At 56.4% G+C, this 14,425-nt stretch carries 12 protein-coding genes; 9 read left to right on the forward strand and 3 right to left on the reverse strand.

What is annotated here, in order from left to right:
* Positions 1 to 47: 47 nt before the first annotated feature.
* From argH to argB, 3 genes are all read right to left on the reverse strand, one after another.
* Positions 48 to 1,349 carry an argininosuccinate lyase gene (gene argH / locus FNT36_RS06365; RefSeq protein WP_144845470.1) on the reverse strand — a complete coding sequence of 434 codons (1,302 nt, stop codon included), beginning with the start codon at positions 1,347 to 1,349 and terminating at the stop codon, positions 48 to 50.
* A gap of 122 nt (positions 1,350 to 1,471) precedes the next feature.
* Entirely contained in the window at positions 1,472 to 2,539 is a 1,068-nt protein-coding gene (locus FNT36_RS06370) for a M20 family metallo-hydrolase (RefSeq protein WP_144845472.1), read from the reverse strand.
* Complete coding sequence (argB, locus tag FNT36_RS06375) at positions 2,527 to 3,312, reverse strand: acetylglutamate kinase (RefSeq protein WP_144845475.1); 786 nt, start codon at positions 3,310 to 3,312, stop codon at positions 2,527 to 2,529. Before argB ends, FNT36_RS06370 begins: the two co-directional genes overlap by 13 nt.
* 428 nt (positions 3,313 to 3,740) lie before the next feature.
* On the opposite strand from argB, the gene FNT36_RS06380 reads away from it, so the two are divergent.
* The 9 genes from FNT36_RS06380 (at position 3,741) to FNT36_RS06420 (ending at position 14,289) form a co-directional block, all read left to right on the forward strand.
* Positions 3,741 to 4,319, forward strand: a complete 579-nt coding sequence (locus FNT36_RS06380) for a GNAT family N-acetyltransferase (protein WP_144845477.1) — start codon at positions 3,741 to 3,743, stop codon at positions 4,317 to 4,319.
* A 116-nt stretch (positions 4,320 to 4,435) separates the two neighbouring features.
* Positions 4,436 to 5,632 carry an argininosuccinate synthase gene (argG, locus tag FNT36_RS06385; RefSeq protein ID WP_144845479.1) on the forward strand — a complete coding sequence of 399 codons (1,197 nt, stop codon included), beginning with the start codon at positions 4,436 to 4,438 and terminating at the stop codon, positions 5,630 to 5,632.
* A complete protein-coding gene (gene argC, locus FNT36_RS06390; RefSeq protein ID WP_144845481.1) occupies positions 5,616 to 6,602 on the forward strand; it encodes an N-acetyl-gamma-glutamyl-phosphate reductase in 987 nt (328 codons plus the stop codon). The genes argG and argC overlap by 17 nt, the downstream gene beginning before the upstream one ends.
* A gap of 92 nt (positions 6,603 to 6,694) precedes the next feature.
* Entirely contained in the window at positions 6,695 to 7,858 is a 1,164-nt protein-coding gene (locus FNT36_RS06395) for an aspartate aminotransferase family protein (RefSeq protein WP_144845483.1), read from the forward strand.
* 72 nt (positions 7,859 to 7,930) lie between these two features.
* Positions 7,931 to 9,019: a glutamine-hydrolyzing carbamoyl-phosphate synthase small subunit gene (gene carA, locus FNT36_RS06400; protein WP_144845485.1), complete on the forward strand. Its 1,089-nt coding sequence runs from the start codon at positions 7,931 to 7,933 to the stop codon at positions 9,017 to 9,019.
* Positions 9,020 to 9,129: 110 nt separating this feature from the next.
* Positions 9,130 to 12,363 carry a carbamoyl-phosphate synthase (glutamine-hydrolyzing) large subunit gene (carB, locus tag FNT36_RS06405; RefSeq protein ID WP_144845487.1) on the forward strand — a complete coding sequence of 1,078 codons (3,234 nt, stop codon included), beginning with the start codon at positions 9,130 to 9,132 and terminating at the stop codon, positions 12,361 to 12,363.
* Position 12,364: 1 nt separating this feature from the next.
* Positions 12,365 to 12,637 (forward strand): hypothetical protein, encoded by a 273-nt coding sequence (locus FNT36_RS06410; RefSeq protein ID WP_144845489.1) that lies wholly within the window; start codon positions 12,365 to 12,367, stop codon positions 12,635 to 12,637.
* A gap of 206 nt (positions 12,638 to 12,843) precedes the next feature.
* On the forward strand, positions 12,844 to 13,794 hold the full coding sequence (locus FNT36_RS06415) for a Rossmann-fold NAD(P)-binding domain-containing protein (RefSeq protein WP_144845491.1): 951 nt from the start codon (positions 12,844 to 12,846) through the stop codon (positions 13,792 to 13,794).
* 3 nt (positions 13,795 to 13,797) lie between these two features.
* Entirely contained in the window at positions 13,798 to 14,289 is a 492-nt protein-coding gene (locus FNT36_RS06420) for a GNAT family N-acetyltransferase (protein ID WP_144845493.1), read from the forward strand.
* The last annotated feature ends 136 nt before the right edge of the window (positions 14,290 to 14,425 follow it).

Below are 14,425 nucleotides of genomic sequence, written 5' to 3' on the forward strand. Positions count from 1 at the left end.
AGTAAGCATACAGTAAGCTTATCTATTCGCGGACTAAAACGTCCGCGCTACTTCGCCCACGATAAACGTTGCCGCGTGCTTTGCAGTCGCTGCGTCAGCACATCCAGCCCAGGGTTGTGCACACTACCTAGGTGCGTTGTTGCAAACTCCTTGTGCGGCATGTAGCTACCGTTGTCCACGGCCTGCCCTACCTGCTTATAAGCATCGCGGAACGGTACGCCAGCCTGGATTAACTGATTGATATTCTCTACCGAAAATATCGCGTCGTATTTCGATTGATTAATTACTCCTGGCACCACCTGCAGGGCGGGCACCGCGAAGAGCAGAATATCGAGAATATCGGCAAACTGCACCATTGGCCGGAACAGGATTTCCTTTAAAATCTGGAAGTCGCGATGGTAGCCGCTGGGCAGGTTGTTTATCGTTAGGATAATATCAGTCGGCAGCGCTTGTAGGCGGTTGCAGTGCGCGCGCACCAGCTCAAACACATCAGGGTTTTTCTTGTGCGGCATAATGCTGGAGCCCGTTGTGAACTCCTTAGGCAGCAGTACGAACCCTAGGTCCTGGCTATTATATAGCACGAGGTCATACGCCAACTTGCTGAGTGTACCGGCCACACCCGCAATAGCGAAAGCCAGCGTCTTTTCGGTTTTACCGCGCAGCATTTGCGCACCCACCGCGCTCACCGCCACGTTGGTAAAATTCATTTCGCGGGTCGTCTGTTCGCGGTCAATGCCGAAGCTGCTGCCGAAGCCCGCACCCGACCCTAGGGGGTTGTGGTCGGCTACGGTATGTGCCGCTTCTAGCAGGCTCATATCGAGCAATAAATGCTCGGCGTACGCCCCAAACCAAAGTCCGAAGCTACTCGGCATCGCCGCCTGAAAATGCGTGTAGCCGGGTAATAAATCATTCTTGTATTTCTCGCCCTGCTGCAACAGCAGCTCCGCTAATTCGAGGATTTTAGCGCCAATTTTTTCGGTATAATCCTTAATAAATAATTGAATTGCCGTCAGCACTTGGTCGTTGCGCGAGCGCGCCACGTGGATTTTTTTACCTGCGTCGCCGAATTTATCGGTCAGATAATATTCAATTTTGGAGTGCACGTCTTCAAAATCCGATTCAATCTGAAACGTGCCGTTTTCGACCTGCGCCAACAGCTCATCTAGGCCCGTTAGTAGCTGCGTTTCTTCTTCCTGAGAAATTAGCCCAATGCTAGCTAGCATCTTGGCTTGCGCCTTAGAAGCAAGCATATCAAAGGGCGCCAGATACATATCTAGCTCCCGGTCTTGCCCCACCGTAAAGCGCTCAATTTTATCGTTGACGGAGAAGCCTTTTTCCCAGATTTTCATTAGTAGAAATACTTATTCCCTATCTGTCATGCTGAGCGTGCGAAGCATCTCTTATCGCGCGGGAATTACCATACCGGACGCGACAAGATGCTTCGCACGCTCAGCATGGTAGATAGGGAAAATTAGAAGTTGAAATCAGTTAGCAATTCAATATAATCCGCAATTCCAGCCCGGATTTCTGACAGCAAAATGTACTCATCCGGCGCATGTGAACGGGCGCTGTCGCCTGGCCCCATCTTCAACGTTGGGAAGCGCATTAAGGCTTGGTCAGATAGTGTAGGCGAGCCATACGTTCTCTTACCCATCGCCACTGCTTTTTGCACCAGCGGGTGCCCTAGAGGCAGGCCCGACGACTGCAAGTGTGTAGAGCGGGGCGTAATATCGGCCTGCACGTTGGCACGAATAATTTCTAGAATTTCCTCGTTAGTGTAACACTCCGTCGGGCGCACGTCCACCACGTAGCGACACTCGTCGGGCACTACGTTGTGCTGCGTGCCTGCACTTATTTGCGTCACCGTCATTTTCACCGGCCCGAGCATTTCCGATACGTTTGGAAACTGGTAAGCGCGCAGCCAATTAATGTCATCTAGCGCTTTATACAGCGCGTTATCGCCTTCATTACGAGCGGCGTGGCCCGTGCGGCCACGCGCTACCCCATCGAGCACCAGCAGGCCCTTTTCGGCCACAGCGGCATTCATTCCGGTAGGCTCACCTACGATACCTAGGTCGATTTTCCCTAGTTCGGGCAGAATGCTTTTTACCCCATTCGCGCCCGAAACTTCTTCTTCGGCTGTGATAGCGCAGACTAGATTAAACGCTGTGGGTTGGTTGTAGAAATACCGAAATACCGCCAGTAGGCTTACTGCCGACGCGCCAGCGTCATTGCTACCTAGGCCGGTCAATTTATCGCCTTCCAGCGTCGCGCCAAAAGGCGGGTACGTCCAGGCCACACCGGGCTTCACGGTGTCGTGATGCGAGTTGAGCAGTAGCGTCGGCTTGGTGGCGTCCCAGTTTTTACTTACCGCCCACACGTTGTTGCTGCGGCGCTGCACAGGTATGCCGTGCAATGTTAGAAACTGCTCCAGAATGTCCGCTGTGCCGGTTTCCTCTCGCGAAAACGAGGGCGTTTGAATGAGCTGCTGTAGCAGCGCGATGGCGTCGTCGCTGAGCCGGGCAATTATTTCAGACATAGCACGGTGCGCAACTCAGAATTGATATGCAAAGCGTGCCCGATAATAACCCGGCTTACGCCCTGGTGAAGCGCCGCAAACGCATTCTCCAACTTTGGCAACATGCCGTCGGCAATAACGCCTTGGGTTTTTAGCTCCTCGTAACGAGTTGCGTCGATATCGGGGATTACCGAATTATCATCATTTACGTCGCGCAGCACGCCATTTTTTTCGAAGCAATAATGCAGCGTTACTTCCGCGTCCGGGGCCAGCGCTACCGCTACGGCCGAGGCGATGGTGTCGGCGTTGGTGTTTAAGAGCTGCCCCTGTCCATCGTGAATGATGGGGCAAAGCACAGGTGTGATGCCTCCTTGCAGCAAACTGATGATTAAGTTTTTGTTAACGCTGGCTGGCGTGAGGTCACCCACAAATCCAAAATCAACCTCTTTCACCGGACGCTTCACGCCCTCAATCACGTTGCCATCGGCCCCGCTCAAGCCTAGCGCATTTACACCTAGGCGCTGCAAGTTGGCGACTACTTCTTTGTTGGTTTTGCCCGCGTAAAACATCACCACGATGTCGAGCGTAGCGGCGTCGGTTACGCGGCGGCCATTTACCATAGTGGGTGTCAGGCCCAGCTCGCGCATCATAGCGCTGGCGCCTTTGCCACCACCATGCACCAATATTTTGGGGCCGGTGGTTTGAGCCAGCAGCCCTAGGAATTTTGTCAGCTCGGCAGCATCGTCAATAATGCCACCGCCAATCTTATACACCGTTACCGCAAGATTACTCATACCTTATTTAGCCGTTACTGCTAGCTGCGGCTGCGAAAAAAATAGCTCAGTCTATTGCGAGCAAAAGTAGGAACTTTTACCTTTGCGACTCCATTATGGCCCCTGGTTTGCTAGTGCATCACTAGCCCACTTGGCTGCTACGCAAATGACGCTCTTGGCTCGCACCATTCTTCAGCTTTCTGCTTTGGCCCCCCAGCGGGCTACGGAAGGCGTGCGCTTGCTGACCTGCGCCATGCTGCGACGACCCTAGCCGGCTTCAATGGCCGGATGCTGACTTAGAAGTCAGCCTTTTCCGGGCAAATCCTCGTACTGAGAGGTTGCCCGACCGCTTATCCGATAGAGTTCGGGTTTTCTGCCGCTAACTCGCTTACCGCGGGGGCCGGTTAACTACGTTTCTTTCCGTAAGTATTTCCTCCCTTTTTTATATCATGACAATTCGGGTTGCAACGGCAGCAGACACGCACTACGCGGACCTGCTGTGCCAGTGGTACATCGAGTCGGCCAAGCAGCGGGGCACGGGCATCGCTAAGCGCGACCCGGAATATGTGCGCGAAAAAATGCGCCAGGGCAATTCAGTCATCGCCTTCGTGGATGGCGAGCTAGCTGGCTTTTGCTATATCGAAACCTTCGAGAGCGGCAAGTTTGTGGCCAATTCGGGCCTGGTCGTCAACACGGAACTGCGCAAGCACGGCCTAGGTCGCGCCATCAAGCGCGAAGTATTCCGGCTGTCGCGCACCAAGTACCCCGCGGCCAAGATTTTCGGCATCACGACCAGCTTGGCCGTGATGAAAATCAACTCTGACCTCGGCTACGAGCCGGTTACGTTCTCGGAGCTAACCACGAGTGAGGACTTTTGGAAGGGCTGCAAGAGCTGCAAAAACTACGGCATCTTGACGGAAAACGAGCGCAAGATGTGCCTCTGCACCGGTATGCTGTTCGATAAGCTCGACGCCCCGCTACCCGAAAACGAGATGCCGGAAGAAATGCGCCTGCCGGTAGTGCAGTAAGCTGAGTTGCGCGAACTTTGCCGTCCGCGACGAGTGCGAAGAGATACTCATCTAATTTTTTAGCGCGATTCACTGCGCTCACTCGCGGACTACAACGTCCGCGCAATACATTCAGAATGAAGAAAAAGGCGATTGTAGCATACAGCGGCGGCCTCGACACGTCGTACTGCGTGGTAAACCTCACGCGTGAGGAGAACTGGGAAGTCCACACCGTTATCGTGAACTCGGGTGGCTTCTCGCAAGAGGAATTGGTAGCCATTGAGAAGCGTGCCTACGAGCTGGGTTCGACCAAGCACGAGGTTATCGACATCACCGAGCGCTACTACCACGACTGCCTGCGCTATTTGCTGTTCGGCAATATTCTGAAGAACAACACCTACCCGCTAAGCGTGAGCGCCGAGCGCATGTTTCAGGCACTAGCCATTGCCGAATACGCCCGCCAGGAAAACGCCGACTACATCGTGCATGGCAGCACCGGCGCCGGCAACGACCAAGTGCGTTTCGACGTGGCCTTCGCCGTCATCGCGCCCAACGTCGAAATCATCACGCCCATCCGCGACCAAAAATTGTCGCGCCAAGCCGAGATTGAGTACCTGCAAAATCATGGCTTTGAGATGAGCTGGGAGAAGGCCAAGTATTCCATCAACCGGGGTATATGGGGCACCAGCGTGGGCGGCGTCGAAACGCTGACCTCGCGCCAAGCCCTGCCCGAGAGTGCCTACCCTACCCAACTGTCTAAAACCGAGCCTAGCCAGCTAGAAATTACCTTCGAGAAAGGCGAACCGGTAGCGCTGAACGGCGAAAAGATGGACGCAGTAGCCCTCATCCAAAAGCTCAACGAGCTAGGTGGTGCCTACGCCATCGGCCGCGACACGCACGTAGGCGATACCATTCTGGGCATCAAAGGCCGCGTAGGCTTCGAGGCCCCAGCAGCACTGCTGCTCATCAAGGCACACCACTTGCTGGAGAAGCACACTCTCTCGCGCTGGCAGCAGTTGCACAAGGAGCCTGTGGCTACTTGGTACGGCACCCTGCTGCATGAGGCCCAGTACCTCGACCCGGCTATGCGCGACTTCGAGGCTTTCCTCACATCGTCGCAGGCTCGCGTGTCGGGCACGGTGTTCGTGGAGCTACGCCCCTACCACTTCGAGCTGCTCGGCATCGAGTCGAAATACGACATGATGCAGTCGAAGGTGGCTACCTACGGCGAGGAGAACAACGCCTGGGATTCGCGCGATGCTCGCGGCTTTATCAAAATCTTCGGCAACCAGCTGAAAATTCACGCTAGCCTGCAAGATGAGCAAGCAGGTTAAGGCGGGCATAGTTGGGGGCGCGGGCTACACGGCCGGCGAGTTGGTGCGGCTACTGCTGCACCACCCCTATGCTGAAATTGGAACGGTGGTAAGCTCAACGCAGGCTGGGCAGCCCATCTATACTGTGCACGAGGATTTGCTCGGCGATACGGACCTCACATTCGCCAGCGAGCTAGCGGGCGATGAAGACGTTATTTTCCTCTGCCTAGGTCACGGCCACTCGCGCGAGTGGCTACTGAAAGCCAACCTGCCCACCAGTACCAAAGTCATCGACTTAAGCAATGACTTTCGCCTAGGTGCCGACCGCGACGTAGCCGGCCGACACTTCGTGTACGGCCTGCCAGAAGCCAACCGCGAGCAGATTCGCACGGCCGACAGCATTGCTAATCCAGGCTGTTTTGCTTCGGCCATTCAGCTAGCGCTACTGCCACTGGCTGCCGCCGGGCAACTGCGCGATGCCGTGCATGTGTCGGCCATCACGGGCAGCACGGGCGCGGGCCGCGGCTTAGTCGAAACGACGGGCTACACTTGGCGCACCGGCAACATCTCGACCTATAAAACCTTCACGCACCAGCACCTGGGCGAGATAGGCGAAACGCTGGTGGACCTGCAACCCGCGTTCAATCAGCCCATTCGATTTATCCCGTATCGAGGCAACTTCACACGAGGCATCTTCGCTTCGGTTTATACCACCTGCGAACTTTTAATACCAGAAGTACAAAAGCTGTACTCTGATTACTACAGCGAGGCACCTTTCACGATTGTATCAAATAAAGAGATTCATCTCAAGCAAGTAGTGAATACCAATAAGTGTCTGGTGCACGTGGCCAAGCACGACGACCAAGTGCTTATTACTACAGCGCTCGATAATCTGCTAAAAGGTGCTTCGGGCCAAGCTATTCAGAATATGAACTTGCTATTTGGCTTTGAGGAAACGGTAGGTCTAGGTATAAAGGCTTCGTTTTTCTAAACGAGAACCCTAGTAAAAACAACGTCATCTAGGCTCGCTTAGGCACGAAGCTCTGTCAAAAACATTCTTTAGAAGTTAACCGCTCACGACATATGAACCTCTTCAACGTTTATCCGCTGGTTGACATCACGCCAGTGCGGGCGCTGGGCGCGACGCTGTGGGACGACCAGGGCCAGCAGTACCTGGATTTTTACGGCGGCCACGCCGTCATTTCCATCGGCCACAGCCACCCGCATTACGTGCAACGCCTCAGCGAGCAGTTGCAAAACATCGGCTTCTACTCCAACTCGGTGCAGATTCCGATTCAGCGCGAACTGGCCGAGAAGCTGGGCGAGGTGTCGGGCTACCCCGAGTACGCGCTGTTTCTGTGCAACTCGGGCGCCGAGGCCAACGAGAACGCACTGAAGCTGGCTTCCTTCCACACCGGTAAGACCCGCGTGCTGGCCTTTAAGGGTGCTTTTCACGGTCGCACGAGTGGCGCGGTGGCTGCCACTGACAACCCCAAAATTGTGGCGCCTTTCAACGCTGGACACGCGGTTTCCTTTTTGGAGTATGACCTAGGAGCCGTGGAGCAGGCTCTGCAAGCTGGCGACGTGTGCGCCGCCATCATCGAGCCGATTCAGGGGGTAGGCGGCATCATCATGCCTTCCGATGACTTCTTGCGCGGGTTAGCAGCGCTGTGCCAGCAGTACAGCGCGCTGCTCATCGCCGACGAGGTGCAGTGCGGCTACGGCCGCAGCGGCAAGTTTTTTGCCCACCAATGGGCCGGCATCCAGCCCGACGTTATCTCGGTGGCCAAGGGCATGGGCAACGGCTTCCCCATCGGCGGCATCCTCATCGCGCCCCACCTGAAAGCTTCTTACGGGCTGCTGGGCACCACTTTCGGCGGCAACCACCTGGCCTGCGCCGCCGCCCTGGCCGTGCTCGAAGTCATTGAGCAAGAGCACCTCGTAGAGCATGCGCGCACCCTAGGCGACTACCTGCGCACCGAGTTGCTGGCCTACGCTGGGGCCGAAGAAATCCGCGGTCGCGGCCTGATGATTGGGGTCAAGTACGACTTCCCCGTGAAGGAAGTGCGCGACAAGCTGCTCACAGAGCACCACATTTTTGTGGGTAACGCCTCCGACCCCACCGTGCTGCGTTTGTTGCCGCCATTGAACATAACTAAGGCTGAGGTTGACGTATTTTTGCAGGCGCTGTATGCCCTCACCGAAAAAGCGGTGGCCGTTATTCAGGAGCCTAGCGCGCTGGACTAACGGGGCGGGCACTGGCCGAGTGGCTTTGATTTTTCTTACCCTTACATACCTGACAGGCATTTAGTTAGCACAGTGGAAAACTCAAAAACAGTAAAACTCATTCTCGAAGACGGCACCGAGATTCAGGGCCAATCGTTCGGCGCGTTTAGCTCGGTAGCGGGCGAAGTCGTGTTCAGCACAGCCATGACGGGCTACCCCGAAAACCTCACCGACCCCTCCTTTGCGGGGCAAATTCTGGTGCTCACCTACCCCATCGTGGGCAACTACGGCGTACCCGGCGAGGATTTGTACGAGTCGATTTCGAAGATTTTCGAGTCTGACAAAATTCACATTGCCGGACTGGTGGTGAACTACTATTCCGACGAGCACAGCCACTGGAACGCCGCCAAGAGCTTGGGCGACTGGCTGAAAGAGTACAACATCCCCGGCATTGCGGGCGTGGACACGCGCATGCTCACCAAGATTCTACGCGAGAAAGGCGCCATGCTGGGCAAAATCGTGGCCGAGGAAGACGTGCCCCTGCACGACCCCAACCAAGACAACCTGGTGGCCCAGGTAAGCCCGCCCGAAGTGAAGCACTACGGCAGCGGTCAGCACAAAATCGTGCTCGTAGACTGCGGCACTAAAACCAACATTATCCGCTGCTTCCTGGAGCGCGATGTGGAGCTGATTCGAGTGCCCTGGGACTACGACTACAGCCAAATCGACTACGACGGCCTCTTCCTGAGCAACGGCCCCGGCGACCCCAAAATGTGCGACGCCACCATCAAGCACCTGCAAAATGCCTTACAGCAGGACAAGCCGATTTTCGGCATCTGCCTCGGCTCGCAGCTCATGGGACTAGCGGCGGGCGGCGACACCTTCAAGCTGAAATACGGCCACCGCAGCCACAACCAGCCCGTGCGCCTGTCTGGCACGCAGCGCAGCTACATCACCAGCCAAAACCATGGCTTCGCCGTCGATACCGCTACGCTACCCGCCGAGTGGGAAATGCTCTTTGAGAACCTCAACGACGGCACTTGCGAAGGCATCAAGCACAAGACCAAGCCCTTCTTCTCCACGCAATTCCACCCGGAGGCCGCCGGCGGCCCGCAGGACACGGAGTTCATGTTCGATGATTTTATTGAAGCAGTTAAGAAGTATAAGGCAACTAGCAACTAAAGCTAGTTGCCTTTTTTTTAACATGCGAAGGCTTTGCACGGCTCTTACATAACTAATTAATTTCCCTACTAGCGAGAATAGCTGAAATCTTTTTTCAGCCCACACGATAGATGAACAAACCCACTAAAGTTCTTATCCTCGGTTCCGGCGCGTTGAAAATCGGGGAGGCCGGCGAATTTGACTATTCCGGCTCGCAGGCGCTGAAGGCACTGAAAGAGGAAGGCATCCGCACTATCCTCATCAACCCCAACATTGCCACCGTGCAAACCTCGGAGGGCATGGCCGACGACGTGTATTTCCTGCCCGTGACGCCCTACTTCGTGGAGGAAGTCATCAAGAAAGAGAAGCCCGATGGCATTCTAGTGGCGTTTGGCGGCCAAACGGCGCTCAACTGCGCGGTGGCATTGTACCGGGCTGGGGTGTTTGAGAAGTATAACCTGCCGGTGCTCGGCACGCCGGTGCAGTCGATTATCGACACCGAGGACCGCGATATTTTCAAGGAGAAGCTCGACCAGATTGGTGTGCTCACGGCTCGCAGCGTGGCCGTGACGACGATGGACGACGCCCTGGCAGCCGGTGAGCGCATCGGCTTCCCGATTATTGTGCGGGCGGCGTTTGCCCTAGGTGGCCTGGGTAGCGGCTTTGCCAACAACATGGACGAGCTGCGGGCGCTGGCCGAAAAAGCATTCACGACTTCGGACCAGATTTTGGTGGAAGAATCGCTGAAGGGCTGGAAGGAAGTGGAATACGAAGTGGTGCGCGATGCCTATGATAACTGCATCACGGTCTGCAACATGGAGAACTTCGACCCCATCGGCATCCACACCGGTGAGAGCATCGTGGTGGCCCCGTCGCAGACGCTCAGTAACCGCGAGTACCACAAGCTGCGCTCGATTGGTATCAAGACCATTCGGCACCTGGGCATCGTGGGCGAGTGCAACATTCAGTACGCGCTCGACCCAGTTTCGGAGGATTATCGCGTGATTGAGGTGAACGCCCGCTTGTCGCGCTCGTCGGCGCTAGCTTCCAAGGCTACGGGCTACCCGCTGGCCTTCGTGGCCGCCAAGCTGAGCCTAGGCTACTCGCTGGCCGAGTTGAAGAACAGCGTAACGCAGACGACCACAGCCTTTTTCGAGCCGGCGCTCGACTATGTGGTGGTAAAGCTGCCGCGCTGGGACCTAGGTAAGTTCTCGGGCGTGCAGCGGCAGATTGGCTCGGCCATGAAGAGCGTGGGCGAGGTAATGGCCATCGGCAAGTCGTTTGAGGAAGCCATTCAGAAGGGCTTGCGCATGCTGGACACCGGCAAGCGCGGCTTTGTGGGCAACACGCCTGATACGGCTGACAACGAAACCATAGACCGCCTGCTGAGCGAGCCCAACGAGGAGCGCATCTTCGCCATTACCCAGGCGTTTGAGGCCGGCTACACCATCGAGCGCGTGCACGACCTGACCAAGATTGACCTCTGGTTTTTGCAGCGCCTGTACACCATTTTCGAGCTGGGGCAGCGCTTGGCTACCGGGCGCGAGCAGGGCCTAGAGTCGCTGGACGCAGACTTGCTGCGCGAAGTTAAAAAGGCTGGTTTCTCGGACCAGCAGCTTGCCGTGCAAGTGCTGGGCTCTACTGATGTAAAGGCCGACGAACTGCGCGTACGCGCGCACCGCAAGGCCCTAGGGGTGCTGCCGGTGGTGAAGCAGATTGATACGCTAGCAGCCGAGTTTCCGGCCAAGACGAACTACCTGTACCTCACCTACCACGGCACCGAAAACGACCTGGCCCCCGAAACCGAGCAGTCGATTGCCGTGCTGGGCTCGGGCGTGTACCGCATCGGCTCGTCGGTAGAGTTTGACTGGTGCGGTGTGAACGCCGTGCAAACGGCCGCCGCCGAGGGCTACAAAACGCTCATCATCAACTACAACCCCGAAACCGTATCCACCGACTACGACGTGAGCGACCGCCTCTACTTCGAGGAGCTGAGCTACGAGCGGGTGATGGATATTCTGGACTTTGAGCACCCGACGGGCGTGATTCTGAGCACCGGCGGACAGATTCCGAACAACCTGGCCACCCGCCTCGAAGACGCCGGCGCGCCCATCCTGGGTACTTCGGCGGCGAGCATCGACATGGCCGAGAACCGCCATAAGTTCTCGAGCATCATGGACGAGCTGGGCATCGAGCAGCCCCGCTGGAACGAGCTGACCTCGCTGGAAGCCATGCACGCCTTCGTGGGCGAGGTGGGCTACCCGGTGCTCATCCGGCCGAGCTACGTGCTGTCGGGCGCGGCCATGAACGTGGTGTCGAACCGCCAGGAGCTGGAAGAATACCTGCAAACGGCTACCGAGGTGAGCGCCGAATATCCAGTGGTGGTGTCGGAATTCATTCAGGAAGCCAAGGAGATAGAGCTGGACGCGGTGGCCAACCATGGCGAAATCGTGAGCTACGCCATCTCGGAGCACGTCGAGTTTGCGGGCGTGCACTCGGGCGATGCTACCATGTACTACCCCCCCCAGCGGGTGTATGTGGGCACCATCCGCAAGCTCAAGAACATCGCCGAGAAGATTGCCCGCCGCTACGACATCAGCGGTCCGTTCAACATCCAGTTCCTGGAAAAGAACGGCGTGATTCGGGTAATCGAGTGCAACATCCGGGCTTCGCGCAGCTACCCCTTCGTATCGAAGATTTCGGGCAATAACCTGGTTACCAAAGCCACGCAGGTGCTACTGGGTAAGAAGGACATCGTGCGCGACGACAGCGAGCGCGTGTACGACCTGCCATTCGTGGGCGTGAAGGCGCCGCAGTTTTCGTTTACCCGCCTACCTGGCGCCGACCCGGTGCTGCGCGTGGACATGGTGAGCACCGGCGAAGTAGGCTGCCTAGGCGACACAGCCGAGGAGGCTCTGCTGAAGTCGATGCTGAGCGTGGGCTACAAAATTCCGCAGAAATCGGTGCTTATCTCGGGCGGCCCTATCAAGTCGAAAGTGGCGCTGCTCTCGGCCGCCGAGTTGCTGGTGAAAAAGGGCTACCAGGTGTACGCTACGCAAGGCACACACCGCTTCTTTGCCGAGAACAAAGTGCCGAGCAGCCTGCTCTTCTGGCCCGACGACCACCAGGAGCCTAACGTGCTGACTTATCTGCGCGAGAAGAAAATCGACTTGGTTATCAACGTTCCCAAAAACCTGTCGAAGGGCGAACTGGATAACGACTACAAAATCCGCCGCACCGCCATCGACTTTGGTATTCCGCTGCTGACCAATGCGCGTCTGGCCTCGAAGTTTATCCGGGCCTTCTGCTCGCTGGAGATGAAGGATTTGAAGATTAAGAGCTGGAACGAGTACAAGGCGATGTAGTATGCGCTACAACGACTTGCCGGAGCGCTGGAAAGCCAAGCTTCAGCAACACGTTGCTACTACCAGAGGCGGAGAGTTTCGAGGACTCTCCGCCTCTGATTTTTCAAGCAACTCGGTTGCTATCACTTTTGAAGACGGTTCACAAGTGGAGTTCAAATATGCGTTTGTAATTCAGGCACTGGAAATGCGCGAAGTCGGCGTGTTTACGGAGCATTGCGGCTACCATATTTTTCCGCTTTATGATGGTCTAGACCTACGCATCAATGAGTATTAGCACCCCAGCTGACTTAAGCTCAGCTATCGAAAACTAACACTCGTACCTATTGGTGGCTGATGCTAGAAGCGGTCAAAGTAGCGTTAGCTGCAGCGACTTGGCACTGGATAGGCTACTGGGTGACAAGGGGCTGGGCCAGTTGGCTTGGCCCCTTGTTTTTTTGCATTTCAATTACTGGCAGGCTAAAAGCCCGCAATACTGCTATCATGAAAAATTTCCTTTCTTTCGCCGACGCAGGCGACTACAAGGCGCTACTTAACCAAGCCCTCGAAATCAAGAAGAATCCTTACGGCTACCAGCACGTGGGTAAGAATAAAACGGTAGGCCTTATATTTTTCAACCCTAGCCTACGCACACGCCTAAGTAGCTTGAAGGCTGCCTACAACCTAGGCGCGCAAGCCTGGGTACTGAACGCAGGGGCCGACTCGTGGACGCTCGAAATGGCCGATGGGGCCGTAATGAACGGCTCGACGCAGGAGCACATCAAGGATGCTATCGCGGTGATGAGCCAATACTGCGACGTGCTGGGCGTGCGCACCTTCCCCACGCTAAAAGACAAGGAAGCCGACTACAGCGAGGAAGTGATGAGCAAGATTCTGCAGTATGCCACTGTGCCTGTTATTAGCCTCGAAAGCGCTACGCTGCACCCCTTGCAATCGTTTGCCGACCTCATTACAGTGGCAGAGACGAAGAAAAAGGAGCGCGTGAAAGTTGTGCTGACCTGGGCGCCCCACGTACGCGCGTTGCCGCAGTGCGTGCCCAACTCGTTTGCCGATTGGTTTTCGGAAATCGACTGGGTGGACTTCGTCATTACCCACCCGCACGGCTACGAGTTGGATCCTAAGTTCACAAAGGGTGCGACCATCGAGTACGACCAGCGCAAGGCACTAGAAGGCGCCGACTACGTGCAGGCCAAGAACTGGAGCAGCTACCGCGACTACGGCCAAATACTCAATAACGACCCTAGCTGGATGCTCACAAATGAGCACATGCGCGGTACCGACAACGCTAAATTCATCCACTGCCTGCCTGTGCGCCGCAACGTAGAAGTGTCCGATGAGGTGCTCGACGCGCCGGGCTCGCTTATTATTCAGGAAGCGGGCAACCGCACGTTTTCGATGCAGACGGTGCTGCACGAGCTATTGAAGCAGAAGTAACAGATGACCCCTGAGCTGACTATTCGCCCCATTGCGCCCGGCGATAACGCGGCCCTAGCCCGTGCCGTGCGCGATACCCTAGCCGAGTTTGGCGCCGCCAAGCCTGGTACTGCCTACTACGACGAGGCTACCGACCACCTGTACGAGTTGTTCAGCCAAACGCCGCGCAGTGCCTATTTTGTGGCTGAGCTGAACGGCGAGGTGCTGGGCGGCGGCGGCATCTTCCCCACCCAGGGCCTGCCTGCCGATACTGTGGAGCTGGTGAAGCTCTATCTGCTGCCTGCCGCCAGGGGCCGGGGTGTGGGCAAGGCCTTGATTACGCACTGTTTCGAAGCCGCCCGCGCCAACGGATATGACCGCGTGTACCTCGAAACCACCGATGAACTTACCCAGGCCATCCCGCTTTACGAGCGGCTAGGCTTCACGTATTTACCACAGGCGCTGGGCAACAGCGGCCACTTCGGCTGCCAAATTTGGATGATTAAGGCGGTATAGGCCGCTTGGCTCACCACCTTATATTTGCGGGGCATGGGGCGTTGACCTCCTGCCCCGCCTTTCGTTTAACTGCACGCGTACTGCTAGCTGATGCTCAGAAAACCTTCTAAAAACTATGGCTGCTGTTGTAGCCCCA

Origin of the sequence: Hymenobacter setariae (assembly GCF_007713685.1) — a bacterium.
GTDB lineage: Bacteria > Bacteroidota > Bacteroidia > Cytophagales > Hymenobacteraceae > Hymenobacter > Hymenobacter setariae.

Coding starts and splice junctions, on each gene's coding strand:
- argH (WP_144845470.1), bottom strand. CDS start 1,349: ATGAAAATCTGGGAAAAAGGCTTCTCCGTCAACGATAAAATTGAGCGC.
- FNT36_RS06370 (WP_144845472.1), bottom strand. CDS start 2,539: ATGTCTGAAATAATTGCCCGGCTCAGCGACGACGCCATCGCGCTGCTA.
- argB (WP_144845475.1), bottom strand. CDS start 3,312: ATGAGTAATCTTGCGGTAACGGTGTATAAGATTGGCGGTGGCATTATT.
- FNT36_RS06380 (WP_144845477.1), top strand. CDS start 3,741: ATGACAATTCGGGTTGCAACGGCAGCAGACACGCACTACGCGGACCTG.
- argG (WP_144845479.1), top strand. CDS start 4,436: ATGAAGAAAAAGGCGATTGTAGCATACAGCGGCGGCCTCGACACGTCG.
- argC (WP_144845481.1), top strand. CDS start 5,616: ATGAGCAAGCAGGTTAAGGCGGGCATAGTTGGGGGCGCGGGCTACACG.
- FNT36_RS06395 (WP_144845483.1), top strand. CDS start 6,695: ATGAACCTCTTCAACGTTTATCCGCTGGTTGACATCACGCCAGTGCGG.
- carB (WP_144845487.1), top strand. CDS start 9,130: ATGAACAAACCCACTAAAGTTCTTATCCTCGGTTCCGGCGCGTTGAAA.
- FNT36_RS06410 (WP_144845489.1), top strand. CDS start 12,365: ATGCGCTACAACGACTTGCCGGAGCGCTGGAAAGCCAAGCTTCAGCAA.
- FNT36_RS06415 (WP_144845491.1), top strand. CDS start 12,844: ATGAAAAATTTCCTTTCTTTCGCCGACGCAGGCGACTACAAGGCGCTA.
- FNT36_RS06420 (WP_144845493.1), top strand. CDS start 13,798: ATGACCCCTGAGCTGACTATTCGCCCCATTGCGCCCGGCGATAACGCG.